Genomic DNA, 26,515 nt, shown 5'->3' on the forward strand with positions numbered 1-26,515 from the left:
GCCCCCGGCCTGAGACAGTCCCCGGCCGGGCGGCCGGTCACACGCCGTTCGGGCTCACCGCCGCGATTATCTCCGCGATCCGCTCCGGCGCCACCGGGCGGGAGAAGAGCCACCCCTGCCCGGTGTCGCAGCCGATCCGCTGGAGCCGTGCCGCCTGGCCCGAGGTCTCCACGCACTCGGCCGTGACCGTCAGCCCGAGCCGGTGCGCCAGCTGGATCAGCGCCTCCACGATCGTCTCGTCCGCCGGGCTCGGGTGCACCCCCTCGTCGTACCGGAACCCGCGGACGAACGAGCCGTCCAGCTTCAGCACCGAGACCGGCAGCCTGCTCAGATAGGCCAGGTTGGAGTAGCCGGTGCCGAAGTCGTCGATCGCGATCCGTACGCCCATGTCGCTCAGCGCCTGGAGCGCCTGGAGGGGGCGGCCCGCCGAGCCCATCACCGCGGACTCCGTCAGCTCCAGTTGCAGCAGGTGCGGCGAGAGCCCGGTCTCCGCCAGGATCCCGGCCACGTCCCCGACCAGGTCGGAGTCCCACACCTGACGTACGGCCACATTGACGCTGACGAACAGCGGCTGGGCGCCCGGGTGGTCGAGCTGCCAGCGCCGCGCCTGGCGGCAGGCGGTACGGAGCACCCACCCGCCGAGCTGCACGATGGAGCCGTCCTCCTCGGCGATACCGATGAACCGATTCGGCGACAGGGTGCCGAACTGCGGGTGGTTCCAGCGGACCAGCGCCTCCACGCCCCGTACGATCCCGTCGGCCATCCCCACCAGCGGCTGGTACTGGAGGACGAACTCCTCGCGCTCGACCGCCGGGCGCAGCGCCGAGGTGAGCGCCTGCCGGGTCATCCGGTGGGCGTTGCGCTCCGGGTCGAAGAGGGTCCAGCGGGCCTTGCCGTCCGCCTTCGCCCAGTACAGCGTGGTGTCGGCGGCCTGCATCAGCCCGGTCGGGGTGGTGCCTTCCACGGCGCGCTCCACGACCCCGATCGACGCCGACACGGAGAGCCGCTGCCCGGCGAGGTCGAAGGGGCGCTGGAGGGCGGCGAGCACGGAGCGGGCGAGGTCGGCGAGTTGTTCCGTACCGGTGGAGTCCTCGACCAGGATCGCGAACTCGTCGCCGCCGAGCCGGGCCACGAGGTGGCCGCCGCTGCGCGTGTACCCGCCGTGGTCGGCGCACTCGGTGAGCCGGCCCGCGACGGCGGCCAGCAGCTGGTCGCCGGTGCGGTGGCCGAGGGTGTCGTTGACGGCCTTGAAGCCGTCGAGGTCGAGATAGCAGAGGCCGATCCGCCCTGTTCTGCCATCCCCTCTGCCGTTTCCTCGCCCGTTTCCTCGCCCGGGTCCGGTCACGCCGCCGGAGGCGCGGTCGTGTCCGCGCGCGCGGTACGAAGAAGACGCTGCCGAAGCTGCCGCCGCCGCTGCACCCGCCGCCGACGCCACGCCGTACGCGATGCCCGTGCCGTACGCCGCCGCCCCGGTGGCGTAGGTCCTGCTGCCGTACGTCCCGCCCTCGAACGGCCCGTCGCCGGGCGCCGACGAGTCCAGCGCCGCGGCGAGCCGTTCGAAGAAGAGCGTGCGGTTGGGCAGCCGGGTCACCGGGTCGTGCTGCTGGAGATGGCGCAGCCGCGCCTGGAGTTCACGGCGGTCGCTGATGTCCGTGACCGACAGGAGCACGCGGTCGGTGTCCGGTACGGGGGCCACGGTGACCTCGGCCCACAGCGTCCGCCCGTCCGGGTGCTTGAGCCGGCGGGTGCAGCGGAAACGGGCCCGCAGGCTGTCGAGGGCTTCGTGGTACGCGTGCCAGGTGCGGGTGTCGGAGGCCAGATCGAGGAGGTCGGCGGCGGCCTGGTCGGGCAGCGCGTCGGCCCCGGTGCCGAGGAGTTCGCCGAGCGCGTCGTTGGCGTCGAGGACCGTGCCCTCGCGGTCGAGGAGCGCCATGGCGAGCCGGGAGATGTGGAAGGCGGCGCGGTAGTCGCGCGCCTCACCGCTCTCGTGCGGCGCGCGCTGCTCGGTGCGGTCGGTCTGTTCGGCGGTGGTCCGGTCGTGCCGCTCGGTGTCGTCGTCGGGGACGGCCCTGCCCATGGTCTGACGCTCCGTACGATCCATACGCTCCGTGTTCGGCGGGTGTCCGCCGCCCGCTGCCGCGACTGCCGCTGAGGGCGGCCCTTCGGAGGTTCCGCTCACGGCTCGCTCCCGCGGTGCAGTCGTGTCGTACAGGGGGGTGGTGGAGAGGGATCAGCCAGAGAAAGTGTGCCGATCATAGAGGTACGCCGGGCGGCCATTCCAGCTCCCCCGTACGGAAGGCGGCCCCGAAGAGCCGTTCCCACGGCGTCGGGCGATCGTTTCTGCACGGCTGTGGCACCGGGCCACCCAAAGGTGACCGGCTGTGACATCGCCGCCGCGCCCGGGGTGTCGGGCCGCTCTCACCCACGTGGGGCAGCCCAACAGGGCGTATTGCGGCAAAACGGCACAAGGTGGGGGTGGCGTGCCGCCCCGCGTCCGCCGCACCGACAGCCGTACCCGCAGCACCCGCCGTACCTGCTGTACCAGCCACACCCGCAGCACCTGCCGTACCGCCGTTTCCCCTGCCGTAGCCGGAGGTCGATGTGGAGCATCCGCAGCCACCCGAGGCAATGGAGAGGCCACGGCTGCGCAGGGCCGCCGCGGCCCTCACCTCCCTCATGGCGGTCGCCACCACGTCTCTGGTGGCCGGGCCCGCCGCGACCGCGACCGCGCAGGGGCCGTGCGCCCTGCCCCGTACCGCCGCGCACCACTCCGTCGGCCTGGACACCTGGAACGACGACTATCCCCGGCCCGTCCGCTCCCTCGACGCGGTCATGATCTTTCTCTCCTTCCCGGACTCCCGGCCGCTCGCCACCCCGGACGCCCTGGCCGCCGACCACTTCCCGGCCACCAGCCGTTTCTACGAGCGGGCCTCGTACGGCAGGTTCACGCTCCGCGCGCACCCGCAGCTCCGCTGGTTCACCATGCCGCGCCCCTCCACCTCGTACGGGATACGGCGCGACTGGGAGCCGGCCCGGCGCACCGCCTATCTGCGGGACGCGCTGGCCGCCGCCGATCCGGAGATCGACTTCTCCCGGTACGACATGGTCTATTTCGTGGCTGACCCGGACGCGCCGGGCGTCGACTCCGACGCCACGAAGGTGGTCAACTTCGACCAGCCGATGCGGGCCGACGGTACGGACATCAAGCGCGTCGTCACCGTCTTCGAGCGGCATCCGCCCGACCGCAACGTGCTGGCCCACGAGACCGGGCACGTCTTCGACCTGGCGGACCTCTACCACCGGCCGACCGACGACAGGGGCGACTGGGACACCTACGTCGGCGACTGGGACGTGATGGGCAGCCAGTTCGGTCTGGCGCCGGACTTCTTCGCCTGGCACAAGTGGAAGCTCGGCTGGCTGGACCGGCGGCAGGTGAGCTGCGTCCCACCGACGGGAACGACCCTCCTCACCCTCGATCCGGTCGCGGCCGAGCCCTCCTTCGGGGGCGCCGCCGGGACCCGGCTCGCGGTGGTGCGTACGGGCAAGGACTCCGCCCTGGCGATCGAGGCGCGCACCGCCACCCGCAACGATCTGCACACCTGTACGGAGGGGGTGCTGATCTACCGGGTACGGAGCGGGAAGGCGTCCGGCGGCGGCCCGGTCGAGGTGGTGGACACCCACCCGGGCAGCGAGGCGTGCTGGGAGCGGTCGGTCTACCCGCCCCTGGCGGACGCACCGCTGGCGGTCGGCGAGACGTTCACCGTGCCGGGGGAGGGGACCCAGGTGCAGGTGGCCGAGCGGACGTCCTCGGGTGCCTTCACCGTCAAGATCACCCCGGCCGGCTGACTGCGGACTGCTGACCGCGGGCGGGCGTACGGAAAAGGCCCCTCGCCGGAGCGAGGGGCCTTCCCCTGTCGGTGCGCCGCCAGGGACTCGAACCCCGGACCCGCTGATTAAGAGTCAGCTGCTCTAACCAACTGAGCTAGCGGCGCCTGCTGACGTCGTAGACCTTAGCACCCGGATCGGCGCGAAGAAAAATCGATATGCCGGAGGCGTTCGAGGAGGTCAGCCCAGGCGCCCGAGCGCGGTGCGCGCCGCCGTACGGGCCGCCCGGACGCAGGCCCACAGCAGCACGTCGGGCCCCGGCAGCCACGGGTGGCGGGTGTCCGGCGCGACCAGCCAGCGCGGTCCGGACCGGGGGCCGGGGGTGAGCGGCGGTACGGTCACGGCGTCGCCCGCGCCGTGGCAGAACAGCGGCGGCGGAGCGGTGTCCCGCCCGTCCGGGCCCCGGCCGCCCCACTCCTCCCAGGAGAGCAGCGACGGCAGCCGCTGGGCGGTGCCCGGCGCCGCGAAGAGCAGGGTGCGGCCCCGGTGCGCGGCGACCGGGCCCGAGCCGGGGCCGTCGCACCACAGCCGGTTGAGCATGTGCCGCCCGAACATCGCCGGCGCGCTCACCACGTCGAAGGCGGAGCCGCACGGCAGCACGCCGGGGGTGGCGGGCCGGGCCGCCCAGAGGGAGAGGAGGGAGCGGGGGGAGGGGCCCGCGGACGCGAGCCAGTCCGCGCCGGCCGGGGTGACCTGGGCGGTCTGGTGGCGGCCCGCGTCACTCAGCAGGCCGAAGAGGTCGGTGCGGCGCTCGTCCTCGCTCGGTCCGGGGCGTAAGGGGGCTTCATCTCTTGGCCATGCGCTCATGACCATAAGGTCTACCGGGAGTGATGAACCGGTTCCCCAGGGTTTCCGGAAACCGGGACAGGACCGCCCAGAGGGGCGTAACCTGCACCCCGGCATATGCCCGGCTACTGACCCGGCCGCACGCCGTCGCCGGGCCACCGGGCCCGCCGCACGCCGTCGCCGGGCTACTTGACCCGGCCGCATGTCACTGCCGGGCTACTTGACCCGGCCGCACGCCGTCGCCAGGCTACTGGCCCGGCTGCGCGTCGCCCCCGGGCTACTTGACCCGGCCGCACGTCACCGCCGGGCCACCGGCCCCGCCGCGCGTCACCGCCGGGCTACTGGCCCGGCTGCGCGTCGCCCGCCAGCAGTTCCCGGCCGAACTCGACCATCTTCTTCGCGTAGTCCTCGGTCCACTCCGCGCGCTCCGCGATGTCCGCCGTCGTCAGCCGGTCGAACCTGCGCGGATCGGCGAGCTGCGCCGCGGCGACCGCCTGGAACTCCACCGCCCGGTCCGTCGCCGCGCGGAACGCCAGCGTCAGCTCGGTCGACCGGGCGAGCAGCTCGGCGGGGTCCTCGATCGATTCGAGATCGAAGAAGTGCTCGGGGTCGGAGACCGCCTCGGACGGCTCGAAGAGCAGCGGCGCGGGTCGCAGCGGACGCCGCCGCTCGCTCCGCTCACTCCGCTCGGGATCCGCCATGTCAGTCCTCCTGCTCGTGCGTGTACCGGGCCCGCGGGCCACGGTCCATTGTCCCGCCCCACGCAAGTACGCCTCAGGGGCGCCACGTGACCCGGTGCTCCGACCACTGGGCCCAGGTCGACTGCATGGCTTCCCACCCGTCCGGGAATTTCACCGTCACCCCGAGCTGTACCGGCTCTGTGGACGGATGCTCGTCCAGCAGTTCCGCCACGCCCGCCCGGCAGACCACGACGCAGGCGTGCCGGTGGCGCGAGGCCAGCACGCAGAGCCGGCCCGTCTCCAGGTGGAAGGCGGTCGCGTCCGGGCGCCCCGAGAGCGGGTGCAGGACGACCGTGACATCGAACTCACGGCCCTGGAGCCGGTTGGCCGTGTCCACCGCCACACCGCTCACCCCCAGCTCCGCGAGCGCCGCCCGGACCGCCGCCGCCTGGTCGCGGTGGGCCGTGCCGACCGCGATCCGGTCCGCCGTCACCGGCACCGGAGCGGGGGCGCGCTCGCTGGTGGCCGCCGCCCCCCGGTCGAGCAGCCTGCGCACCACCAGCGCCACCGCCCGTACCGCCTCCGGATCCGTCCGGGGCGTGCGCCGCGCGGGCAGTTCCAGCAGCCCCCACCCCGACGCGGCGGCCTCGTCCAGCACCCGGTCGGGCCCCGAGCCGTCGGACGGGACACCGAACGCGAGCCGCCGGTCGCCGTGGTCCGTACCGCTGCGGAACGGGGTGTACGGATAGAACGCGTCCGAGACCAGCGGCGCCGCCGACGCGGGCAGCCGCCACGACACCGGCAGCCGGTGCTGCGGCAGCTCGGGATTGTGCGCGAGGAGGGTCGAGACGGCGCTCGCGGACGGGTCGTACGAGAGCCCCGCCCACTGGTCCGCGCCCACCACGCTGAACGGGTCGAGCTGACCGGGGTCCCCGACGAACAGCGCGTGCTCGAAGAGCCCGGCGACGGCGAGCAGCGCGTCCGAACGCATCTGGTACGCCTCGTCGACGATGGCGTGCCGCCAGGGCTCGACCCCCTGGACATGCGCCCACTTCGCGGCCGTCGAGATCACGATGTCGAGCCCGGCGAGATCGGCGGCCTTCGCCGACTTCCGTACGTTCGCCAGCTCGTCCAGCGTCTTGTCGTACGGGTCGGGGTCGTTGCTGTGCAGCCGGCCGACCGGCAGCTCGGGATTCTTCTCCGCGAGCCGCACGACCAGGTCGTCCACCTGCGCGTTCGTCTGTGCGACCACCATCAGCGGGCGCCCCGCCGCGGCCAGCTCCAGCGCGGCCCGCACGACGAGCGTCGACTTGCCCGCGCCGGGCGGCGAGTCCACGACGACTCCGCGGTGCGCGCCGTGCAGCGTGTCGCGCAGGATCGCGTCGGTGGCCCGCGTCGCGGCGGCGCTCGGGTCCAGGGTGGTGGGCTCGTTCATCGGCGGGGCTCCGGGGATCGGGGGCGGCGGCGTCGGCACCGGCCGGGACCGGGACGGGCCGGTCGGCCGGGTTGGCCAGGTCGGCGGCGGTGTGCGGGGCTGAGGGGGCTCAGAGGAAGTCCTCCTCGGTCACCGGGTCCGGGGCCGGCGCGGGAACTGACCCGTCGAGCGTCCCCTCCGGGCCGGCCGGCGGGCCGCCGTGCGTCCATGGCGTCTGTTCCGGGTCGGGCAGCTTCGGGCCGCCCCGCTGGTCGTGCTCGAAGAGCGTCCAGGCGATCCGGTCGCCCTTCTCCGGTACGGAACCCGGCGCGGGCTCCTTGCTCCGGCCCATGCGGTCGGTCAGCCGCACCACCAGCAGGCCGCCCTCCTCCCGCGCCGGGCCGGCCGCCTCGTACCGTACGAACTCCGCCGTCTGCGGTCTGCCGTCCAGCGAGCGGAAGACTTTCACCCCCGCGCCGAGCTGCGGGCGGTCGTCCGTGCGGAGCGTGACCAGGGGGCGCGGGCTCGGCCGCTTGCTCTCGCTGTACGCCATCTCCACCTCCGTCACCTCCCCGAGGAACGCCTCCCCGGCCAGCCGGCGCCCCGCCAGCACCAGCGGGTCGTCCAGCGCCTCCTGCGCCTCCAGCTGCCCCTGCGCCGTCTCCCGCGAGGCGAGCTTCTGCGCCGCCGTCACCGCGTCGTCCCTGCGGGGCTGCGGCGGCTCCCCGGCGCGCACCCGGTCGCGGTGGCCGGTGAAGGACCAGCGGTCACGCGTCCAGCGGCCGTCGACGCGCTCGCCCTCCGGCAGCGCGTCCAGCAGGTCCAGGCCCTGCCAGACCGCGTCCCACGTGGGCCGCATGACCGACTCCAGCAGCTCGCGGATCCGCCGCTCGGCCGCGGCCAGCCGGGCCAGCTGCTCCTCCGCGCCCGGCCCGTCCTCCGCCGCCGCGAGCGCGCCGCGCGCCCGGTCGTACGCCTCGATCGCGGGGGCGAGCAGCCGGTTGTCGAACGCCGGATCCGTCGCCGGACCGGCCGGCGGGCACACCAACTGCCCCTCCCCGTCCCGCCCCAGCTCCGCCCGGAGCGCCGCCTCCGCGCCCGGAACGCCGTCCCGCGGATCGAGCCAGGCCAGCAGCGCGCCCAGATGCTGGTCCTCCAGGTTGGACTGGCCCGTCGCCCAGTGGCGGTTGAGTAGATCCGTCACCGCGAGCAGCAGCGAGGAGCCCGGCACCCGGGCGCGCTCGCCGTAATGCGTCAGCCAGCGGCCGAGCAGCGGCACGCGCGGCGGCGCGGGGTACGGCGCGTCCGGGTCGTCCTCCGCCGTCCGCCGGAACCGCATCGACCGGCCCAGCAGCCGGACGAAGTCGACGCCCGGCCGGTTCGGCACGATCAGCTGCGGCGCGTCCACGCACAGTTCGACCTCGACCTTGACCCGCTTCCCGGTCTCCGGGTCGGTCTCGTTCCGCTCGGCGGGCTCGATCACATCGGCGTACGCGTCCAGATGCGGCAGGACCGCCTCGGCCAGCTCGCCGAGGAACGCGAACCGCAGATCGCGGTCGCGCGGCTGCGCCACGGTCAGCAGCCGGGGCGCGTCCCGGTCCGTCCCGACGAGCGCGCCGAGCGGAGCGCCCGCCTCGCCCGCGGTCGTCAGCGGGACCAGCACGAGCGGCCGGTCGGAGATCCGGCGGTGCCGGACCGTCGTCAGCGGCTGGGCGCGCCCGCTCTCCATGGCCTCCAGCCGGGCGAGCGTACCGATCAGCGACACGGGACCGCCTCCAGAGCGCCCTCGGCGGCGTCCCCGGCATCCTCCGCGGCGCGGCGCCGCGCCGTGTCCAGGGCCTCCGCGCGCAGCGCCGCCGCCCGCCGGAGCGTCGCCACCGTCGGGTCCGCCGGGTCGCCCGCCTCGCCACGGGCGGCCGCCAGCACCGCCGGCACGGTCGTCAGCCCGCCCAACTCGCCCCGTACGCCCCGGCCCAGCGCCTCCACCGCGCCGTCCGCGCGCGCCGCCGAGCGGCAGTGGAAGGCCAGTTCGCAGGCGGCCAGGCACTCGGGGGCGTACGCCGCGGAGACCGCCTCGACGGCGCTCGTCAGCTCCGCGCCCGAGCAGCGCTCCACATCGAAGGTGGCGCCCTCGGGGAGCGCCGCAGCGATCTCCTCGATCCTGGTGAGCCGCGCGAGCTGCCGGCGCGTCACCGAGAGCTGCTTGCGGACGTCGACCACGGACGCCGTCGGCAGGTTGGAGAAGTCCTTGGGGCAGACCAGCAGCACCCGGTGGCCCACCTCGGCGCCCCCGGTGCGCAGGGCGACCCGCTCCAGCGCGAGCGCGTACACCGCCGACTGCCGGGCCGCCGCGCCCACCTTCGCCGCGTCCGCCGAACCGTCGATCATCGGGAAGGACTTGATCTCCACGACCGTCCACAGGCCGTCCGGCCGCACCACCACCGCGTCCGGCTCCAGATACGCCGGTGACCCCGCGACCTCCAGGGCCAGCAGCGGATGGTCCAGCAGCGCCCACGCGCCCGCCTCCGTGGCCTCGCGCAGCGCCAGCGCCGTACGGGCCACCCGGCCCTCGGGACCGGCCGCCGACAGGTCGGGTACGAGGACCTCGCCGGGGCCGGGCGGTGGCGCGGCGCCGCCGAGCCGCTCGGCGACCAGCCGCATCAGCTCCGTACCCCCGTCGGCCTTCACCTTGGCCTCGAAGGCGTTGCCGCGCATGAACGCGAACTGCGACTGTCCGAACGGCCCCGGCGAGCCGAGCGCCGTCGCCAGCGCGGCCTTGTCGACGCCCGCGCCGTCGAGCAGCGCGCGGCGCCGGCAGCCGGGGTTGGCCGCGAGGGCGGCCAGCGCGCGGGCGTCGAGCGGATGCGGCGCGACGGTGGGGCCGCGCAGCTCAGCGAGCCGTCGCCGGAGTGTCGTCTGCGGAGGAGGTGCTGGTGCTGCTGCGGGTCCGCTGCCCAGGGAATCGCTCACCCGCCGAAGTCTCGCATCCACCGCTGACAATCGGGACCGAGCGGGCCGGACGGGACGGTTCGGCCGCGTGTGCCGGGGGAGCGGCCGGGGCCGTGAGGTGCGTCCGTGACGGCTCGTCGGCCGGCTCCGCCGTCCCCACCGGCCGGTGGGCGCCCATGGCCCGTACGCGGTGCAGCGCGCGCGTCGCGGGGCCCGTCAGCAGCGCGCCCGCGCCCATCACCGCGGCGCCCGCGACCGCGTCCAGGAAGTAGTGGTTCGCCGTGCCCATCACGACCACGGTGATGACCAGCGGGTAGGCGACGCCCAGCCACCGCACCAGCGGGGTGCGCGCGTGCTTCCACAGGAGCACCCCGCACCACACCGCCCACCCCACGTGGAGGCTCGGCATCGCCGCGTACTGGTTGGTCATCCCGCCCAGCCCGCGCGGCGCGCTGGCCTCCGTGCCCCACCAGCCGTACGAGCTGTACTGCGCCATGGTGTCGACGAAGCCGTGCCCCGCGTCCAGCAGCCGGGGCGGGCAGGTGGGCAGGAGCGTGAAGCCGACGAGACCGAGGAGGGTGGAGAGCATCAGCCAGGTGCGGGCCGCCCGGTAGCGGGCGGGACGGCGGCGGAAGAGCCAGACGAGGACCGCCGGTGTCACGAGGTAGTGCAGCGAGGCGTAGAGGAAGTCGGCGGGTATCCCGATCGCCGGAGTGCTGGTGAAGAGCCGGTTGAGGGGATGCTCGGCGTTGAGGAACAGCGCCTTCTCCACACGGAGGATCGCCAGCCCGTGGTCGACCGCCGTCGACACGTCCCCGCGCGCCAGGAGCCGGCCCGCCGAGTACGCGGCGTACACCACGACGAGCAGCGCCAGCTCGGTCCACCAGCGGGGCCGCAGTCGCGGGGGGTGCGTCGTTCTCCCACCGGCGCGGGCGGCGCTGGCGCTGGCGCGGTACGACATCCGGGCGGTCTCCATCATGTTTTCATGCAGCTTTCGGCCGACGTTCAACCGTACGGTGTACGCGATCGACGTCTTCGGCCGGGTGTACCCAGGAATCCGCGTTCGACAACATCACCTTCGACGCAGTGAGGGACGCCGGTACGCGTCAGGAGGTTGCCCCCTGGAAGTCGCCGTTCGTTCAGGTGCGCGATGATGGAACGGCATCAATCGGAACTTCAGGGAGCATCTTCATGGCACCGCGCATCCTGCTCGCCCGGCACGGCCAGACCGCCTGGTCGCTGTCCGGACAACACACGGGCCGGACGGATGTCCCTCTGCTCGACGAGGGCCGCCGCGGTGCCAAGCTGCTCGGCGAGCGGCTGCACCGCGAGCCCTGGTCGGGGCTGGCCGACGCGGAGATACGCACCAGCCCGCTGGCCCGCGCGAGCGAGACCTGCGAGCTGGCCGGGTTCGGGGGGCGCGCCGAGGCCTGGGACGCGCTGATGGAGTTCGACTACGGCGCCTACGAGGGGATGACCCCGGCGCAGATCAAGGCGGCCCGCCCGGGGTGGCTGATCTGGCGGGACGGCGTGCCGGACGGCGAGAGCCTGGCGCAGGTCGCGGCCCGCGCCGACGAGGTCGTCGACTGGGCGCGCTCCGCCGACCGCGACGTCCTGGTCTTCGCACACGGCCACATCCTGCGCGCCATAGGGGCGCGCTGGCTCGGCGAGGACATCGCGTTCGCGGCCCGCATCCGGCTCGACCCGACGTCGATCTCGGTGCTGGGCTGGGCGTACGACATGCCGGCCATCCAGGTCTGGAACGACACCGGGCACCTCGTGCCCTGAGCTGCTACCGCTCCTGACGTCCCGTCACCCGCGCGCGTTCGCCGACGCGTGGCGGTCCAGGAACGCGCCCACCTCCGGCAGCCGCCGCTGCGGCAGCAGCACCCGCGCCGTCGCGGCGAGCTTCGTCTGGATACGGGACGACTGGATGTCGTCCAGCAGGTCGAGTACCTGGTGCCCGGCGGCCGCCGCCTCGTCCGGCGCCCCCGCGCGCGCCAGGTCGGTGGCGAGCTCCGCGCGGTAGAGGGCGAGGTTGCGGGCGAAGTGCGGCTGCTGGAGGACCGTCGCGCGGTACGCGTGGCGCGCGGCCCGCGCCCAGTCGCCCAACGCCGCGTGGCAGAGCGCCTCCTGCGCCTCCAGCTCGGGCTCGCCGAAGAACGACATCCACTCGGGGTCGGAGTCCGAGGGCCCGCGCTCGAAGTAGCCGTGGGCCTGGGACAGCGCCTGCTCGCACCCCGTACGGTCGCCGAGCCACGCCCGGCCGCCCGCCTCCCGCAGCGCGAGCAGCGACAGCAGCCGGTGCGAGGAGAGCTTGGCCGCCGCCCGCCGCCCCGCCTGGGCGGCGCGTACGGCCTCCCGGTACTGGCCCGCGTCCCTGGCCAGGAACGAGGTGTTGCAGAAGGCGTGCGCCTCCAGGGCGGGATCGCCCGCGATCCGCGCCGTGGCCAGCGCCTCCGCGTAGTGCGAGCGCGCCTCGTCGAAGCGGCCGGAGTCATGGGCGAGCCAGCCCACCGAGATCGACAGCTCGCCCGCGCCCGAGTAGAGCCGGTCGGCGGTGGCCCGCCGGGTCGTCGTGCCCGCGTCGAGCAGGGTGTACGCGGCCCGCAGCGGCTGGGCGGCGCTCCGGTAGAGCCCGTCGGCGCCGTGCCGGTCGTCGAGCAGCCGGATCCGCCGTACGGCCTCCTCGACGGCGTGCACCTCGGCCTCGCCGACCCGCCGGGGGGCCGGGACGGAGGCGGCGGCGGTACCGCCGAGCCCGAGGGAGGCGGCCATCGCGGAGGCGGGGCCGCTGGTGATGAATGCGCGACGCAGCACGTCGCTCTCCTCGCTGGTGTCGCTGGGGTGGTTCGTCGGTGCCGTCCCGGCCGGGGGTCTCGGCGGGGGGGTGAGGGGGGATCCGGGAGCGGCCGGGGGGCGGCGCTGGGACGTGACCCGCGCCGCTCTGCCGCGTACGTCCTCGCGCGCCGAGAAGCCCAGGTCACGCAGGGTCAGCCCGGGGAACATGTGCAGGAACACCCGTTCGTACGCGTAGTTGGGGCAGCGGATCTCGCCGGCCTCCACCCGTCCGATATAACGTGCGTCGCACGCCACGTGTTCACCGATCTCCCGTGCGGCCCTGCGCACGGCGGCGGCGAACTCCCCCGGCGAGCGCTGACCGCGCAGCCGGCGGAAGGCGAGGTTGGGAACTGTCCGGGACGACGTCATGGCCGAGCCCTCTCCTGGTACGGCCGATGGACGGGTACGGCCGATGGACGGATCCGGACAGGCCGGCCCGCCGCCGGTTCACGGCCGGTCACCCCGGCGCAGCAAGAACGTACCGTCCGTGACAGTGCTTATACGCAGGGTTTGGCTACAAATCGGATTTCTCACCCACGATCCGCCATGAACTGCCATCCTTTGCGGCGGCGTTTCGCCGTAGCCGTTGACGCCGCCCCGCGTTGAACCTGACGGAGACGCTCAACGTGTCTGCGTTCGACGAGGAGGACCCGCCTTGTCGGAGTGGGAGTGGGAGGTCGGTATGGAGACCAGCCGTGGCTCACGCACGACGGCTCAGCACGCACATCACCAGGAGTCCAGCGCGCGCCCCTACGACGTCGGCGAAGCGCCCGACCTGGTGACCGTCCCGGCGCGGCAGGGGCTGGAGGCGGTGGACATCCTGCGGCGCGGCGCGGCGCCCGCCGGGGCCGTCCCGGCGGTCGGTCCCGTGCTGCACGACGGCTCCTGCGACACGCTCGGCTTCCTCGTGCCGCCCGGCACGGCGGCCGGCTGGGACCTGCCGGGCAGCGCCTGTACGCAGACGCTCGGCCGGGGCAGGCGCGTCCCCTCGGAGCCGCCGGTCACCGGCTCGGGCTGGCTGCTGCCGCCCGACGCGACGGGGCCGGTCACGGATCCGGTGGTGCTCCGGGCGGCGCTGGGCGAGGCGGCACGGCTGATCGAGGCCGCCGACCGGTGCCACTGACCGGCGGCGCGCGATCCGACCCCGGCCCTGACCCGGCCTTGGTCCTGGCATCCGCGCCGACACCGGCCCTGACCCCGGCGCCCGCACCGGCCGTGGCACTCGTGCAGGCCCTGGCTCCGGCGCCCGAGCCGACAGCGACCCCGGCACCCGCACCGACCCCGGCACCCGCACCGGCCGGGTGCCCGCACCGGCCGTGGCACCCGTGCAGGCCCTGGCTCCGGCGCCCGAGCTGACAGCAACCTTGGCACCCGCACCGGCCCTGACAAAGGCGCCCGCACCGGCCCTGACCCCGGCGCCCGCACCGGCCGTGGCACCCGTGCAGGCCCTGGCTCCGGCGCCCGAGCCGACAGCGACCCCGGCACCCGCGCCGGCCTCGGTACCCGCGCCGGCCGGGGTGCCCGCGCCCGCCCCGTCCCCGGCCCTCGCGCCCGCACCGGCCCCGGCACCGGCCCGGTTCTCCGCGCCGCCGCGCCTCCCCGATAATGAGGGCGTGGCACGCAGCAGGCGGGACCGGGCGGAGGCCGTCGTCGAAAACGTCGACGCCGGTGTCGCCGAGCTGACCCCCGACCGCGAGCGCGCCCGCGCCTGGACGCTGCTGATCGACGGCGCCCCGCAGTCCCATGTCGACCTCGACGACCCCGGGTACCTCTCCTTCGCGTACCAGCGCAGGCTCGGCCACGCCACCGACCTCGTGGCCCCCGCCCAGCGGCCGCTGCACGTCGTGCACCTCGGCGGTGGCGCCTTCACCCTCGCGCGCTACACCGCCGCCACCCGGCCCCGCTCCACCCAGCAGATCGCCGAAGTGGACGCGGGCCTCGTCCAGTTCGTACGGAAGCACCTGCCGCTGGACCCCACCGCGCGGATCCGCGTCCGCTCCGCCGACGCCCGCGCCGCGCTCGCCAAGGTGCCCGACGGCTGGGCGGATCTGGTGATTGCCGACGTGTTCGGCGGCACCCGCACCCCCGCCCATCTCACCAGCGCCGAGTTCCTGGCCGACGTACGGCGTGCCCTGAAGCCGGACGGCTGGTACGCGGCCAACATCGCGGACGGTCCGCCGCTCGGCCACCTCCGGGGCCAGATCGCCACCGCCGCAGGCGCGTTCGAGCGGCTGGCGCTCGCCGCCGACCCGGCGGTGCTGCGCGGCCGGCGCTTCGGCAACGCCGTCCTGCTCGCCGCGGACCGGGAGCTGCCCGTGGCCGAGCTGACCCGCCGGGTCGCGAGCGATCCGCATCCCGGCCGGGTCGAACACGGGCGCGCACTGGCCGACTTCACCGGTGGGGCGGCCGTCGTCACGGACGCGGGCGCGAAGGCGTCGCCGCTGCCCCCGGCCGGTACGTTCGCGGACTGAAGCCCCTCGCCGCACCGCCTCGCGGCGCCCCCGCGACCGGGCCCGTCAACGGTCGTCGAACTCCACCCTCGGCGCACTGTCGTGCCACGTACAGAAGACCGAGACCTCCCGGCCGTCCCGCGTGAACGTCACCCGGATCCAGTACTCCTCCGTCCACGCCTGCACCTGCCAGCCCGCGTTCGGCGTCGCGGAGACCAACTCGGCCGAGGAGTCGCCCAGTTCCAGCACCACCCGGCCGCCGTCCACCGCATAGCTCTTCACCTGGCCGGAACCGGCGCCGGAACCGGAGTCCGGGCCCGAACCGGAGCCCGCGGACGGCTCCGAACTCTCCCCGGACGGCCCCGCGGGGCTCGTCGCCGACCCGGTGGGCGCGGGCGCGGACGGCGACGTACGGTCCTCCTCCGCACCCGCGGGCTCCGAAGGCGTGGCCGAGGACACCGACGGCTCCGGCGACGGGCTCCGGGGCCGCCGCGTCGAGGAGTCCAGCGCCGAGACGTCCCGCTCCCGGACCCCGTCCACCGGCAGCGGAAGCGCGCGGGGCGGGTCGTACGCCGTCCCGGACATGACCGTGTGCACGCCCCACCAGGTCAGCGTCACCGCCGCGCCGGTGGCGAGCAGCCAGGCGATCGCGTGTACGAGTCCTCTGCGCATCGGGGCCATAGTGCACCACCCGCGCCACCTCTGTCCCGCCGTCACCACCGCCCGTCGCCCGCCTCACCACCGTCCGTCGCCCATCTCACCACCACGCACCGCCCCGGGCATCCGGACCCGCCCGCCTCCGCCGCCCCGATGGCGTACGGTGCCGCCCATGCCCAGTGTGCTCGTGGTCGAGGACGACCAGTTCGTACGCTCCGCCCTCATCAGGCACTTGACCGAGGCCTCCCACACCGTACGGAGCGTCGGCACGGCCCTGGAGGCGCTGCGTGAAGTCGCCCATTTCCGGTTCGACGTGGTCATCCTCGATCTCGGACTCCCCGACCTCGACGGCTCCGAGGCGCTGAAGATGCTGCGCGGCATCACCGACGTACCGGTGATCATCGCGACCGCGCGGGACGACGAGACCGAGATCGTCCGGTTGCTCAACGACGGCGCCGACGACTACCTCATCAAGCCGTTCTCCGTCGCCCACCTCTCGGCGAGGATCGCGGCCGTGCTGCGCCGCTCCCGCGCGGGCGCCGGCGACGCGCCGTCCCCGGGGGTGCTGCGGGTCGGCGGGCTCACCATCGATCCGCTGCGCCGCCAGGCCGAGTTGGACGGCACCCCGCTCGATCTCACCCGCCGGGAGTTCGACCTGCTGACCTTCCTCGCCGGGCGCCCCGGCGTCGTCGTACCGCGCAAGGAACTGCTCGCCGAGGTGTGGCAGCAGTCGTACGGCGACGACCAGACCATCGACGTCCATCTGTCCTGGCTGCGGCGGAAGTTGGGGGAGACGGCGGCCAGGCCCCGCTATCTGCACACGCTGCGCGGCGTCGGCGTCAAACTGGAGCCGCCCGCGGGGCCCCCTCCCGCGCGGCCCCGCAGGGAGCCGCTCCCATGAGATGGGCCCTGGTCAAGGTCTCCCTGGCGGTCACCGTGATGGTCGTCGTCGCCTTCGCCGTCCCCCTCGGTCTCGTCATCGAGGAGATGGCCAGGGACCGCGCCTTCACCAATGCCGAGCGGCAGGCCGCCGCCATGGGCCCCACCCTCTCCATCACCACCGACCGCGCCGAACTGGAACGCGCCGTCGCCTCCACCCAGGCGGGCGCCGAAGAGCGGATGGCCGTCCACGTGCCGGCCGGTGAGGAGGACCGGGCGGGCGCCCTGGAGATCGGCTCCCGCCGGGCCGCGCAGAAGGACCTGGAGACCGTACGGAGCACCCCGCGCGCCGCCACCGCCGAGGTCGCGGGCGGCTCCGTGCTGCTCCAGCCGACCGCGCTCGGCTCGGGCCGGATCGCGATCGTCGAGATCTACGTCCCCCAGGACGAGGTCACCAACGGTGTCACCACCGCCTGGCTGGTCCTCGCGGGCGTCGGCGCCGCCCTGATCGTCGGCTCGGTCGCCGTCGCCGACCGGCTCGGCATCCGGATGGTCGAGCCGGCGCGGCGGCTCGCGGGCGCCGCGCACGCCCTCGGGGAGGGCAAGCTCGGCGCCCGTGTCCCCGAGGAGGGACCGGCCGAACTCCACTCCGCCGCCGTCGCGTTCAACTCCATGGCCGACCAGGTCGTGCAGCTCCTGGCCAACGAACGCGAACTCGCCGCCGACCTCTCGCACCGGCTGCGCACCCCGCTCACCGTGCTGCGCCTCAACGCGGCCTCGCTCGGCGAGGGCCCGGCGGCCGACCAGACCCGCTCGGCGGTCGCGCAGCTGGAGCGCGAGGTCGACACGATCATCCGCACCGCCCGCGAGGCCAAACCGCAGACGGTCGCGGCGGGACCGGCCGGCGGCTGCGACGTCGCCGAAGTGGTCCGGGAGCGGATGGACTTCTGGTCCGCGCTGGCCGAGGACGAGGACCGTACGGTACGGGTCGCCGGCATCGGCCGGCCGGTGCGCGCCCCGGTCGTACGGACCGAACTGGCGGCCGCCCTCGACGCGTTGCTCGGCAACGTTTTCCGCCACACCCCGGAGGGCACGGCCTTCTCGGTCGACGTGCACAACGGCGAGGACGCCGTGATCGTCCTCGTCTCGGACGCCGGTCCCGGCATCGCCGACCCGAAGGCCGCGCTCACCCGGGGCAACAGCGGCGCCCGGGAGGGCTCCACCGGTCTCGGCCTCGACATCGTGCGCCGGGTCGCGGAGTCGACGGGCGGCGACGTACGGATCGGCCGCTCGGTGCTCGGCGGTACGGAGATACGGATCTGGATCGGCCTCGACGGGTGGCGCTCCCCGGACGAACGGCGCGGTCACCGGCCGCGCGGGCGCGGACGGGGCCGGGGCCGGGGGCGCGGCAACTGGCCGGGACTGCCGCGCCGGGGAGCGCGCAGGTCGGAGGCGGCGGAGGCGTGAACCCGGGCGCGGAGGCGCCGGGAACCGGTGACGGCCGGCCCCCGCTCGCCGTGAGCCGTCGGCCGTCGGCCGAGAGCGGCCCGGGCGCCCGCCGCCCGCCCGCCGGCCGCCCGCGCCCGCCAGCCGCCCGCCGCCCGTGCTCCCGCCCGCCCTGCCCCGCCCCGCTCAGCCGACCGGCGGTTCCGGCAGCTCCCCGGTCGCCGCCACCTTCGCGTACCACCGCGCGCTCGACTTCGGCGTACGGCGCTGCGTCTCGAAGTCCACGTGGACCGCGCCGAACCGCTGGTCGTACCCGTACGCCCACTCGAAGTTGTCCATCAGCGACCAGAGGAAGTAGCCGCGCACATCGGCCCCGTCCCCGATCGCGCGCCGCACCGCCGACAGGTGGCCGTGCAGATAGCGGATCCGGTCCGGGTCGTGGACCGAGCCGTCGGCGGCCGGCTTGTCCTCGTACGCCGCCCCGTTCTCCGTGATGTACAGCGGCAGCCCCGGCGCCTCCCGCGTGTAGCGCAGCAGCAGGTCGTAGAGCCCGGTCGGATCCACCGACCAGCCCATGTCGGTCAGTTCGCCCGGCGGCCGGTGGAAGGCGATGTCGTCCGCGCCCGGCCAGGGGGAGTGGTCGCCCCCGCCGTGGCCGTCGTGCCGCTCCGTGTCCCCCTCCCTGGCGGCCGAGACGACGGCGGGCTGGTAGTAGTTGATGCCCAGCGAGTCCAGCGGCTGACGGGCCACCGCCGCGTCGCCCGCGTGGACGAAGGACCAGTCCGTGAGCCGCGCCGTGTCCGCGAAGAGGTCCTCCGGGTACGCGCCCGCGAGCATCGGCCCGCTGAAGACCCGGTTGGCGAGGGCGTCGATCCGGCGCCGGGCGTTCAGGTCCTCGGGCGCCTGCGTGCGGGCCCGTACACAGGCGGGGTTGAGGCTCACCGAGATCTGCGCCCGCGCCGGGAGCACGGCGCGCAGCGCCTGAGTGGCCAGCCCGTGGCCGAGGTTGAGGTGGTGGGCCGCGCGCAGGGCGGCCACCGGGTCCGTACGGCCCGGGGCGTGCACCCCGGATCCGTACCCCAGGAAGGCGCTGCACCAGGGCTCGTTGAGGGTCGTCCAGCGCTCCACCCGGTCACCGAGCGCCTCGCCGACGACCCGCGCGTACTCCGCGAAGCGGTACGCCGTCTCGCGCTCCGGCCAGCCGCCCGCCGACTCCAGCTCCTGCGGGAGGTCCCAGTGGTAGAGCGTGAGGACCGGCTCGATGCCATGGGCGAGCAGATCGTCGACGAGCGCGCGGTAGAAGTCCAGCCCGCGCTGGACGGCGGGCCCGCGCCCGGTGGGCTGCACGCGCGGCCAGGAGACCGAGAAGCGGTACGCGTTCAGACCGAGGTCCGCCATAAGCCGGACGTCCTCGGCCCGGCGGTGGAAGTGGTCGACGGCGAGGTCGCCGGTGTCGCCGTTCGCCGTCTTGCCGGGCGTATGACTGAAGACGTCCCAGATGGACGGCGTACGGCCGTTCTCCTGGGGCGCGCCCTCGATCTGGTACGCGGCGGTGGCGGTGCCCCAGAGGAAGCCCGGCGGGAAGTTCTCGGACATGGTGCGACTCCCAGTGACCGTAGGGATGGGTGGTGGGGGGTGAGGTACGGGGACGCCCGGTGGCGGCGGCGGGCTCAGCCCTTGACCGCGCCCTGCATGATGCCGCCGACGATGTGCTTGCCGAACAGCACGAAGGCGATCAGCAGCGGCAGCGTGCCCAGCAGCGCGCCCGCCATGATCACCGACTGGTCGGGGATGTAGCCGCGGCCGAGCCCGGTCAGCGCCACCTGCACGGTGGGGCTGCCGTTCTGGGTCAGCGCGATGATCGGCCAGAAGAAGTCGTTCCAGGCCATCACGAACGTCAGCATCCCCAGCACGGCCATCGCGGGCCGCGCGGCGGGGAAGACGACGTGCCACACCACCCGCCAGCTGGCCGCGCCGTCCACCCGGGCCGCCTCGATCAGCTCGGTGGGCAGCGCCCCGGTCAGGTACTGGCGCATGAAGAACACGCCGAAGGCGCTGACCAGGGTGGGCAGGATGACGGACTGGAGGCGGTCGGTCCAGGACAGCTCGGCGATCAGCATGTACAGGGGGACGACGCTGAGCTGCGGCGGCACCATCATCGTGCCGATGACCAGCAGGAGCAGCAGATTCTTGAACCGGAAGCGCAGCTTGGCGAAGGCGAACCCGGCGAGCGTCGAGAAGAGCACCGTACCGGCGGCGACGGACCCGGCGACCACGGCCGTGTTGAGCAGCGCCGTCCCCATGTTGGCGTCGGTCCAGGCGATCTCCAGATTCCTGAAGAGGTTCCCGCCGAACCAGAACGGCGGCGGGGTCTGCGCGAGCCGGGTGTTGTTGCGGGACGCCGCGATCGCCGTCCACACCAGCGGGAACAGCGAGCCGACGGTGAACACGATCAGCACCGCGTAGGTGATCCGGCCGCCGTGCAGCTGCCGCCCGGCGCCCCGCCCCGGCGCTCCCCGTGCCGCCTTCCGGGCCGCCTTCCGTGCCTTCCGGCCGGGCCGCGCGGGCCCCGGGGGCCCGGTCCCGGACGGTGGCTGTGACGGTGCGTGCGACTCTGTCGTCGTGGACATGTGCCTCCCTCACCGGCCCTGCGAGCTCGTGCGCAGACGGCGGCTGATCAGCCAGTTCACCGCGCCGACGACCAGCAGGATCAGGAACATCGTCCAGGCGATCGCCGAGGCCCGGCCGAGGTGCAGATTCACCCAGCCCTGCTCGTACAGGTAGAGCCCGAGCGTCTGGAACTGATGATCGGCCCCGCCGTTCGCGCCCCCGGCGCCGTTGTAGAGCAGCGGCTCACCGAAGAGCTGGGTCGCCCCTATCGTCGAGACCACGACCGTGAACAGGATCGTCGGCCGCAGCGACGGCACGGTCACATGGCGGAACTGCTGCCACCGCGAGGCCCCGTCCAGCGCCGCCGACTCGTAGAGGTCGTCGGGGATCGACTGCATCGCCGCCAGATAGATCAGCGCGTTGTAGCCGGTCCAGCGCCAGATGACGATCGTGGAGACCGCGAGCTGCGAGGTCCACGCGCCGTTCTGCCAGTCGACCGGATCGATCCCCGCCATCCCCAGCGCCCAGTTGATCATCCCGTAGTCGCGGCCGAAGAGCAGCACGAAGACGAGGGTCGCGGCGGCCACCGAGGTGGCGTACGGGGTGAGCACGGCGACCCGGAAGAACATCGAGCCGCGCAGCCGGTAGTTGAGGAGATGGGCGACGCCCAGCGCGATCAGCAGCTGCGGGACGGTCGACAGCACCCCGATGGTGAGCGTGTTCTTCAGCGCGTTCCAGAAGAACTCGTCGCTCACCAGCCGGGAGAAGTTCCGCAGCCCCACCCACTCCATGTCGCCGGGCGCCGTCAGCTCCACCCGGTGGAGCGAGGCCCAGCCGGTGTAGAGGAGCGGGAAGAGACCGAAGGCCAGGAAGAAGACGAAGAAGGGCGCGACGAAGGCGTACGGGCTCCACCGCACGTCGCGGCGGTACCAGCGGCTGCGCCGCTCCCGCCGCCTCTCCAGGCGCTCGTCCCCGGACCGGCTCCCAGGGCTCCCTGAGCCGGGGCCCCGGGCGCCGGTTCGCGAGCCGGGGCTCCGGCGGCCGGTCGTCCGCGCGCCGGGCGCCGCGGCCGGGGCCGCGCCCTCCTTCCCGGAGGGCGCGGCGGCGGGTGCGTCACTGGCCATGGGTCACTGGTCCAGCGCGTTGTCGATCGCCTTCACGGCCGCGTTCCAGCCGTCCTTCGACGAGGTCCCCTTCTGATCGACCTGGAGCATGCCGACATCGGCCAGGTTCTGCGCGATGATGCCGTCCTTCGGGCCGAGGATCTGCACGGGGACGCCCTGGGCGGCCCGGGTGAAGATCTGCCCGATCGGCGCGTTGCCGAAGTACGGGTGCTTGGCGCCGGAGACCGCGGGCAGCGCGTACGCCGCCTGCGAGCTGGGGAAGCTGCCCCGCTTCTCGAAGAGCACCGCCTGCTGTTCGGGCGCGGTCAGCCAGGCGGCGAGCTTGGCGGCGGCCTCCTTGTTCTTCCCGGCCTCGGGCACGGTGAGGAAGGCGCCGCCCCAGTTGCCGGGCTTCGGCGCGGCGGCCACGTCCCACTTGTCCTTGCCCGCGGCCCCGGCCTTGTCCTGGATGTAGCCGAGCATCCAGGGCGGGCAGGAGACCGTGGCGAAGGTGCTGTTCGCGAAGCCCTGGTCCCAGGAGGGCGTGAACTGCTGGAGCTTGGCGGTCAAGCCCTCCTTCGCGAACGCGGCGGCCTCGTCCCAGGCACCCTTCACCGCCGGGTTGGTCTTGTAGACGACCTTGCCGTCCCGGTCGTAGAAGCGCTCCGCCGAACTGCCGGTGATGGCGGCCATCACACCGCTCGCCGAGTCCACGAAGGCCGTCCCCTTGGGCGCCTTGGCCTGGAACGTCTTCCCGGCCGCCAGATACTTCCCCCAGTCACCCGCCCACAGCTTGCCCACCTCCGCGCGGTCCGTGGGCAGTCCCGCCCGGGCGAAGAGGTCCTTGCGGTAGCAGATGGCCTCGGGGCCGATGTCCGTACCGAGCCCTATGGTCCTGCCCTCCGCGGTGGTGGACTGCGCCCACTTCCACGGCACGAAGCTGTCCTTCCGGACGCCGGGCGCCTTGCCGAGGTCGACCAGTTTGCCGCTCTGGGTGGCGGTGACCTCGGCGATGTTGGCGACCTCGACGGCCTGGATGTCCGCGAGTCCGCTGCCGGAGCCGAGGTGGGTGAGGAGCTGGGGGTAGTAGTTCTCGTTGCGCTCGATGGAGGTCTGCTTGATGACGACATCGGGGTTCTGCTTCATGTACTGGTCGTAGAGCCCGGCCTCCTGGAGGCCGAAGGCGCCGAAGACCCCCACCGTGAGCGTCGTCCTCCCCTTGCCCCCGACGGCCCCGCCGCTGCTCGCGCTGTCGGCGCCATCGGCCGGATCGTCGTCCGAGGCGCAGCCGGCCAGCGCGCCCGCGGCCAGGGTCGCGACGACGGCGAGGGCCGCGAGCCTGCGGGACGGGCGAGTACGTGTACGCATGACGTCCTCCTAGTGCCACCGACGTCGCCGGCCTCCGGCCAACCGCGTGCGTGCGTCGTGCTGCGTGCCGCTGTCCGCGGTGTGAGGGGGGATCCGGCGCGGTCGGGCCACGTGCGGGGCATGTATGGGTCAGGTACGGTGGGAGCGCTCCCACAGGTGTTGTGTTGAAGCGTCGCGGGTCCCCGTAGGGGTGTCAAGGGACCGGGCTGGACTCGGCGCGGATTCCTCGCGCGGGTGGCGGTGGCGGCACCGGCGGTGGTCGCGAGCGAACGAAGATCGCCCCCGGACCCTGTCGTACGGGCTCCGGGGGCGATCTTCATCGAGGGTGAGTAACGGGACTTGAACCCGCGACATCCTGGACCACAACCAGGTGCTCTACCAGCTGAGCTATACCCACCACGACCGGTCTTCGTGGTTCCCTGACCGGCCGAGAAAAAGTGTACAGGGTCCGCGAGGGTGCTCGCACCCGCGTTGTCGTGGCCGTGACACCGGGCCCGCGCGGGCCCGGGGCGGGCCCCGAGCGGGCGGGTGCGGGGGCGGGCCCAAGGGCCCTGGAGGAGGCCCTGGAGGAGGCCCTTGGGAAGGCCCTGAGGGGGCTACTCCGGGGGCAGGACGTGCTTCGCGGCGATCTGCTTCGCCGTGTCCGAGTCCGGCCCCGGCTGCGGTACGAAGACCGCCTCCCGGTAGTAGCGCAGCTCCGCGATGGACTCACGGATGTCGGCCAGCGCGCGGTGGTTGCCGCTCTTCTCCGGGCTGTTGAAGTAGGCCCGCGGATACCAGCGGCGGGCCAGTTCCTTGATCGAGGAGACATCGACGATGCGGTAGTGGAGGTAGCCCTCCAGCGTCGCCATGTCGCGGAGCAGGAAGCCGCGGTCGGTGCCGACCGTGTTCCCGCACAGCGGTGCCTTCCCGGGCTCCTTCACGTGCCGGCGTACGTACGCCAGGACCTGCTCCTCGGCGGCGGCGAGCGTGGTGCCGCCCGCCAGCTCGTCGAGGAGTCCCGAGGTGGTGTGCATCTGCCGCACCACCTCGGGCATGGTCTCCAGCGCCGCGTCCGGCGGGCGGATCACGATGTCCACCCCTTCACCGAGCACGTTCAGCTCCGAGTCGGTGACCAGGGCGGCCACCTCGATGAGTGCGTCGTCGACCAGCGAGAGCCCGGTCATCTCACAGTCGATCCACACCATTCGATCGTTCATGCGCCTTACCCTACGGGGCGCTCCGCTGGCCGGGCAGACTCGGACGGCCCGGACCTGCCGCGTAGAGGTCCGCTCCGGGCTTGCCGTGGTCCGGCAGGGCCGCCGACGCCGCCGGATGACCGGGGGCACCGGCCGCCGCCGCTCGTCTGGAGTGCGCGGACGCCTGGGCGGGCACCATCGACTCCATGACCCCCGGTGGCATGGGATCGCCCTGCGGGCGCCTGGCCCGGTAGGCGGACCGGTACGCCGCCGGGGAGGAGCCCAGCTGCCGCCGGAAGTGCCCGCGCAGCGCCACCGGGGAGCGGAAGCCGCACCGGCCGGCCACCTCGTCGACCGAGTAGTCGGAGGTCTCCAGGAGCCGCTGTGCCTGGAGCACCCGCTGGGTGATCAGCCACTGGAGCGGCGCGCTGCCGGTGAGCGACCGGAACCGCCGGTCGAAGGTACGGCGGCTCATGTACGCGCGCGCCGCGAGCGTCTCCACGTCGAACTGCTCGTGGAGATGTTCCAGCGCCCAGGCCACGACCTCGGCGAGCGGGTCGGAGCCGATCTCCTCCGGTAAAGACCTGTCCAGATAGCGCTCCTGACCGCCACTGCGGCGCGGCGGTACGACCAGCCGGCGGGCCAGGGCCCCCGCTGCCTCCGCGCCGTGGTCCGTCCTGACGATATGCAGGCACAGGTCGATTCCGGCCGCTGTTCCGGCGGAGGTGAGTACGTCCCCGTCGTCGACGAACAGCTCCCGCGGGTCCACGTGGACGGACGGATAGCGTTTGGCGAGCGTCGGCGCGTACATCCAGTGCGTGGTGGCCGGGCGGCCGTCCAGCAGTCCGGCTGCCGCGAGTACGAACGCGCCGGTGCACAGTCCGACGATTCTGGCGCCCTCCTCATGGGCACGGCGCAGCGCGTCCAGTGCCTCCGGTGGTGGCGGTGATGTGATGGACCGCCATGCCGGCACCACCACGGTGCCCGCCCTGCTGATCGCCTCCAGGCCGTACGGCGCGGTCAGTTCGAGCCCGCCGGTGGTGCGCAGCGGGCCGTCCTCCCCACCGCAGACGAGCAGGCGGTAGCGGGGAACCCCGGCGTCCTGGCGGTCGATTCCGAACACCGAGAGCGGAATGGAGCTCTCGAAGATGGGGCCGCCGCTGAAGAGCAGCACGGCGACGACTTCCCGGCGTCGACGCCCGGAAAGTTTCCGTACTGACTCCGGCACGGCGGTGGAGTCCTGGCTCATGGCGCTAAGCCCCCCTCGGTGTTCTCGTCTCCCCGTTCTTGTCGGGCCTTTCGCTCCTGCACGATTCCCCTCGGTTTTGCACGGGTCCCCAGCCGTCGATCCTCATGATCGAATCTACTGTGTTCCGTGGTGCCGGCGTGACAAGTTCTCCAACCGGCGCTATGTCGACAAGGCAACTTGGCGCGAAGCATTCGATCACGAAGCGTTCCACTCGCGAGCCGAGAGTGGAAGTGGGCCTCTCGTGCATGGCCCATCCCCGTAGGGTGCGGAGGGCCGTAGCGGTCCTTTCTTCCCTGGTGGCAAGGGGGTTGGCAGGCCATTTCATCAAAGGTTGGGCCCAAGTGCGAAGTTGGCTGAAAAGCGATGGGTTCTTCTGTGCGATGCGCCCAGTCTCCCGGCGCACCACTCTCGTACGCGCGTGAGACCTCCCGCGCCCCCTGTCCATCTGGTTGAACCCTCCACGAGTGACGGCTTCCGGACGGTCCGTACGTTCCGTACATCCTTACGTACGCCGCCACCGCGTCCGACGGCGGTCGGCCCCTCGGTGGCGCGCGTCCCACGAGCTGCCCGGGGAGGGCTCCCGGAGGGCCCGCCGCGGGCCTGTGGCGGCCTGTGACGGGCTCGTGGGACCGCTCCCAGTATTCCGTGCGGCGCCGGCGCCCGGGGCCGCGGGGCCCCCGGAGCCGGCGCCGGGAGTCATGCCCCCGGCCGCGCCGCGCCGCCCCGGCGCCCCGTGGCGCGTGGCGCCCCTGGGGGCCGGGCGCCGGGAGGTGCGGGGACGCGGGGTTCCCCGGGGCGGCGCCGTGGCCGACGGTCAACGGCGGGCCGGACCGCCCGCTCACTCGTGGGGGTGATCCCGGGGCTCCGAGGGGTGCGGCGGCACCGCCCGGGAAGCCTGTAGGGGCCACCCGGCATTGCGATCCGGCACCGCCTCGTGCATGCTCCCTGGAACGCCGCGTGTGACGCGGTGGGCTCTGGGCATGAGAGGAGTGTCGCCGTACCCTTTGGGGTATGGGGTTG

At 73.8% G+C, this 26,515-nt stretch carries 20 protein-coding genes, 2 tRNA genes and 2 pseudogenes; 7 read left to right on the plus strand and 17 right to left on the minus strand.

Annotation, left to right across the window (positions count from 1 at the left end; translation table 11 throughout):
* Positions 1 to 37: 37 nt before the first annotated feature.
* Positions 38 to 2,101, minus strand: a complete 2,064-nt coding sequence (locus tag ACFTZC_RS06970; protein WP_382887560.1) for a putative bifunctional diguanylate cyclase/phosphodiesterase — start codon at positions 2,099 to 2,101, stop codon at positions 38 to 40.
* Between the two features lie 527 nt (positions 2,102 to 2,628).
* Between ACFTZC_RS06970 and ACFTZC_RS06975 the strand changes: the two genes are divergently transcribed.
* Entirely contained in the window at positions 2,629 to 3,846 is a 1,218-nt protein-coding gene (locus tag ACFTZC_RS06975) for a M6 family metalloprotease domain-containing protein (protein ID WP_382887787.1), read from the plus strand.
* Positions 3,847 to 3,918: 72 nt separating this feature from the next.
* On the opposite strand, the gene ACFTZC_RS06980 is transcribed toward ACFTZC_RS06975, so the two are convergent.
* The 7 genes and pseudogenes from ACFTZC_RS06980 to ACFTZC_RS07010 form a co-directional block, all read right to left on the minus strand.
* Positions 3,919 to 3,992 (minus strand) — tRNA-Lys (locus tag ACFTZC_RS06980).
* A pseudogene (locus ACFTZC_RS06985) lies at positions 3,983 to 4,692 on the minus strand (bifunctional DNA primase/polymerase). Before ACFTZC_RS06985 ends, ACFTZC_RS06980 begins: the two are co-directional and overlap by 10 nt.
* Positions 4,693 to 5,009: 317 nt before the next feature.
* Positions 5,010 to 5,372 (minus strand): hypothetical protein, encoded by a 363-nt coding sequence (locus ACFTZC_RS06990; protein WP_382887563.1) that lies wholly within the window; start codon positions 5,370 to 5,372, stop codon positions 5,010 to 5,012.
* Positions 5,373 to 5,445: 73 nt separating this feature from the next.
* On the minus strand, positions 5,446 to 6,786 hold the full coding sequence (locus ACFTZC_RS06995) for an AAA domain-containing protein (RefSeq protein WP_382887565.1): 1,341 nt from the start codon (positions 6,784 to 6,786) through the stop codon (positions 5,446 to 5,448).
* A 109-nt stretch (positions 6,787 to 6,895) separates the two neighbouring features.
* Entirely contained in the window at positions 6,896 to 8,530 is a 1,635-nt protein-coding gene (locus ACFTZC_RS07000; RefSeq protein WP_382887567.1) for a hypothetical protein, read from the minus strand.
* A complete protein-coding gene (locus ACFTZC_RS07005; protein WP_382887569.1) occupies positions 8,521 to 9,735 on the minus strand; it encodes a hypothetical protein in 1,215 nt (404 codons plus the stop codon). The genes ACFTZC_RS07000 and ACFTZC_RS07005 overlap by 10 nt, the downstream gene beginning before the upstream one ends.
* Positions 9,656 to 10,690, minus strand: coding sequence for a phosphatase PAP2 family protein (locus ACFTZC_RS07010; protein ID WP_382887789.1), 1,035 nt, complete (start codon positions 10,688 to 10,690; stop codon positions 9,656 to 9,658). The genes ACFTZC_RS07005 and ACFTZC_RS07010 overlap by 80 nt, the downstream gene beginning before the upstream one ends.
* A gap of 215 nt (positions 10,691 to 10,905) precedes the next feature.
* On the opposite strand from ACFTZC_RS07010, the gene ACFTZC_RS07015 reads away from it, so the two are divergent.
* Complete coding sequence (locus ACFTZC_RS07015) at positions 10,906 to 11,502, plus strand: histidine phosphatase family protein (RefSeq protein WP_382887570.1); 597 nt, start codon at positions 10,906 to 10,908, stop codon at positions 11,500 to 11,502.
* 24 nt (positions 11,503 to 11,526) lie between these two features.
* Here the strand turns inward: ACFTZC_RS07015 and ACFTZC_RS07020 are convergent, their stop codons facing one another.
* On the minus strand, positions 11,527 to 12,924 hold the full coding sequence (locus ACFTZC_RS07020; RefSeq protein WP_382887571.1) for a tetratricopeptide repeat protein: 1,398 nt from the start codon (positions 12,922 to 12,924) through the stop codon (positions 11,527 to 11,529).
* A 313-nt stretch (positions 12,925 to 13,237) separates the two neighbouring features.
* Here ACFTZC_RS07020 and ACFTZC_RS07025 point away from each other — a divergent pair, with 313 nt between their 5' ends.
* Both ACFTZC_RS07025 and ACFTZC_RS07030 read left to right on the plus strand, forming a co-directional pair.
* Positions 13,238 to 13,678: a hypothetical protein gene (locus ACFTZC_RS07025; protein WP_382887572.1), complete on the plus strand. Its 441-nt coding sequence runs from the start codon at positions 13,238 to 13,240 to the stop codon at positions 13,676 to 13,678.
* A 490-nt stretch (positions 13,679 to 14,168) separates the two neighbouring features.
* Positions 14,169 to 15,026 (plus strand): spermidine synthase, encoded by an 858-nt coding sequence (locus ACFTZC_RS07030; RefSeq protein ID WP_382887574.1) that lies wholly within the window; start codon positions 14,169 to 14,171, stop codon positions 15,024 to 15,026.
* Between the two features lie 45 nt (positions 15,027 to 15,071).
* Here the strand turns inward: ACFTZC_RS07030 and ACFTZC_RS07035 are convergent, their stop codons facing one another.
* Entirely contained in the window at positions 15,072 to 15,686 is a 615-nt protein-coding gene (locus ACFTZC_RS07035; RefSeq protein ID WP_382887576.1) for a hypothetical protein, read from the minus strand.
* Positions 15,687 to 15,834: 148 nt separating this feature from the next.
* Here ACFTZC_RS07035 and ACFTZC_RS07040 point away from each other — a divergent pair, with 148 nt between their 5' ends.
* Together ACFTZC_RS07040 and ACFTZC_RS07045 are read left to right on the plus strand one after the other, a co-directional pair.
* Positions 15,835 to 16,563, plus strand: coding sequence for a response regulator transcription factor (locus ACFTZC_RS07040; protein WP_382887577.1), 729 nt, complete (start codon positions 15,835 to 15,837; stop codon positions 16,561 to 16,563).
* Positions 16,560 to 18,008, plus strand: a complete 1,449-nt coding sequence (locus ACFTZC_RS07045; RefSeq protein WP_382887579.1) for a sensor histidine kinase — start codon at positions 16,560 to 16,562, stop codon at positions 18,006 to 18,008. Before ACFTZC_RS07040 ends, ACFTZC_RS07045 begins: the two co-directional genes overlap by 4 nt.
* A 165-nt stretch (positions 18,009 to 18,173) precedes the next feature.
* Here the strand turns inward: ACFTZC_RS07045 and ACFTZC_RS07050 are convergent, their stop codons facing one another.
* The 4 genes from ACFTZC_RS07050 to ACFTZC_RS07065 all read right to left on the minus strand — a co-directional run bounded on the left by ACFTZC_RS07050 (position 18,174) and on the right by ACFTZC_RS07065 (position 23,068).
* Positions 18,174 to 19,583: a GH1 family beta-glucosidase gene (locus ACFTZC_RS07050; RefSeq protein WP_382887580.1), complete on the minus strand. Its 1,410-nt coding sequence runs from the start codon at positions 19,581 to 19,583 to the stop codon at positions 18,174 to 18,176.
* 74 nt (positions 19,584 to 19,657) lie between these two features.
* Positions 19,658 to 20,617, minus strand: a complete 960-nt coding sequence (locus tag ACFTZC_RS07055) for a carbohydrate ABC transporter permease (protein ID WP_382887581.1) — start codon at positions 20,615 to 20,617, stop codon at positions 19,658 to 19,660.
* Between the two features lie 9 nt (positions 20,618 to 20,626).
* Entirely contained in the window at positions 20,627 to 21,721 is a 1,095-nt protein-coding gene (locus ACFTZC_RS07060) for a carbohydrate ABC transporter permease (RefSeq protein WP_382887583.1), read from the minus strand.
* Positions 21,722 to 21,724: 3 nt separating this feature from the next.
* A complete protein-coding gene (locus ACFTZC_RS07065; protein ID WP_382887585.1) occupies positions 21,725 to 23,068 on the minus strand; it encodes an extracellular solute-binding protein in 1,344 nt (447 codons plus the stop codon).
* Between the two features lie 207 nt (positions 23,069 to 23,275).
* Between ACFTZC_RS07065 and ACFTZC_RS07070 the strand changes: the two are divergent.
* Positions 23,276 to 23,401, plus strand: a pseudogene (locus ACFTZC_RS07070) (hypothetical protein); the annotation flags it as partial.
* Here the strand turns inward: ACFTZC_RS07070 and ACFTZC_RS07075 are convergent.
* The 3 genes from ACFTZC_RS07075 to ACFTZC_RS07085 all read right to left on the minus strand — a co-directional run bounded on the left by ACFTZC_RS07075 (position 23,393) and on the right by ACFTZC_RS07085 (position 25,495).
* A tRNA-His gene (locus ACFTZC_RS07075) sits at positions 23,393 to 23,465 on the minus strand. The pseudogene ACFTZC_RS07070 and the gene ACFTZC_RS07075 overlap by 9 nt on opposite strands.
* Before the next feature lie 199 nt (positions 23,466 to 23,664).
* The gene (gene orn, locus ACFTZC_RS07080) at positions 23,665 to 24,267 is read right to left on the minus strand and encodes an oligoribonuclease (RefSeq protein ID WP_382887587.1); all 603 of its coding nucleotides are present in this window, start codon (positions 24,265 to 24,267) and stop codon (positions 23,665 to 23,667) included.
* A 10-nt stretch (positions 24,268 to 24,277) separates the two neighbouring features.
* The gene (locus tag ACFTZC_RS07085) at positions 24,278 to 25,495 is read right to left on the minus strand and encodes a GlxA family transcriptional regulator (RefSeq protein ID WP_382887589.1); all 1,218 of its coding nucleotides are present in this window, start codon (positions 25,493 to 25,495) and stop codon (positions 24,278 to 24,280) included.
* Between the last annotated feature and the right edge of the window lie 1,020 nt (positions 25,496 to 26,515).

The sequence above is a fragment of the Streptomyces sp. NPDC056987 genome, assembly GCF_042673865.1.
Taxonomy (GTDB): domain Bacteria; phylum Actinomycetota; class Actinomycetes; order Streptomycetales; family Streptomycetaceae; genus Streptomyces.

What these genes read in the sequence shown, in the direction of transcription:
- ACFTZC_RS06970 (WP_382887560.1), bottom strand. Translation starts at nt 2,101, where the DNA reads ATGGATCGTACGGAGCGTCAGACCATGGGCAGGGCCGTCCCCGACGAC.
- ACFTZC_RS06975 (WP_382887787.1), top strand. Translation starts at nt 2,629, where the DNA reads ATGGAGAGGCCACGGCTGCGCAGGGCCGCCGCGGCCCTCACCTCCCTC.
- ACFTZC_RS06990 (WP_382887563.1), bottom strand. Translation starts at nt 5,372, where the DNA reads ATGGCGGATCCCGAGCGGAGTGAGCGGAGCGAGCGGCGGCGTCCGCTG.
- ACFTZC_RS06995 (WP_382887565.1), bottom strand. Translation starts at nt 6,786, where the DNA reads ATGAACGAGCCCACCACCCTGGACCCGAGCGCCGCCGCGACGCGGGCC.
- ACFTZC_RS07010 (WP_382887789.1), bottom strand. Translation starts at nt 10,690, where the DNA reads ATGGAGACCGCCCGGATGTCGTACCGCGCCAGCGCCAGCGCCGCCCGC.
- ACFTZC_RS07015 (WP_382887570.1), top strand. Translation starts at nt 10,906, where the DNA reads ATGGCACCGCGCATCCTGCTCGCCCGGCACGGCCAGACCGCCTGGTCG.
- ACFTZC_RS07020 (WP_382887571.1), bottom strand. Translation starts at nt 12,924, where the DNA reads ATGACGTCGTCCCGGACAGTTCCCAACCTCGCCTTCCGCCGGCTGCGC.
- ACFTZC_RS07025 (WP_382887572.1), top strand. Translation starts at nt 13,238, where the DNA reads ATGGAGACCAGCCGTGGCTCACGCACGACGGCTCAGCACGCACATCAC.
- ACFTZC_RS07035 (WP_382887576.1), bottom strand. Translation starts at nt 15,686, where the DNA reads ATGGCCCCGATGCGCAGAGGACTCGTACACGCGATCGCCTGGCTGCTC.
- ACFTZC_RS07040 (WP_382887577.1), top strand. Translation starts at nt 15,835, where the DNA reads ATGCCCAGTGTGCTCGTGGTCGAGGACGACCAGTTCGTACGCTCCGCC.
- ACFTZC_RS07045 (WP_382887579.1), top strand. Translation starts at nt 16,560, where the DNA reads ATGAGATGGGCCCTGGTCAAGGTCTCCCTGGCGGTCACCGTGATGGTC.
- ACFTZC_RS07050 (WP_382887580.1), bottom strand. Translation starts at nt 19,583, where the DNA reads ATGTCCGAGAACTTCCCGCCGGGCTTCCTCTGGGGCACCGCCACCGCC.
- ACFTZC_RS07055 (WP_382887581.1), bottom strand. Translation starts at nt 20,617, where the DNA reads ATGTCCACGACGACAGAGTCGCACGCACCGTCACAGCCACCGTCCGGG.
- ACFTZC_RS07060 (WP_382887583.1), bottom strand. Translation starts at nt 21,721, where the DNA reads ATGGCCAGTGACGCACCCGCCGCCGCGCCCTCCGGGAAGGAGGGCGCG.
- ACFTZC_RS07065 (WP_382887585.1), bottom strand. Translation starts at nt 23,068, where the DNA reads ATGCGTACACGTACTCGCCCGTCCCGCAGGCTCGCGGCCCTCGCCGTC.
- orn (WP_382887587.1), bottom strand. Translation starts at nt 24,267, where the DNA reads ATGAACGATCGAATGGTGTGGATCGACTGTGAGATGACCGGGCTCTCG.
- ACFTZC_RS07085 (WP_382887589.1), bottom strand. Translation starts at nt 25,495, where the DNA reads ATGAGCCAGGACTCCACCGCCGTGCCGGAGTCAGTACGGAAACTTTCC.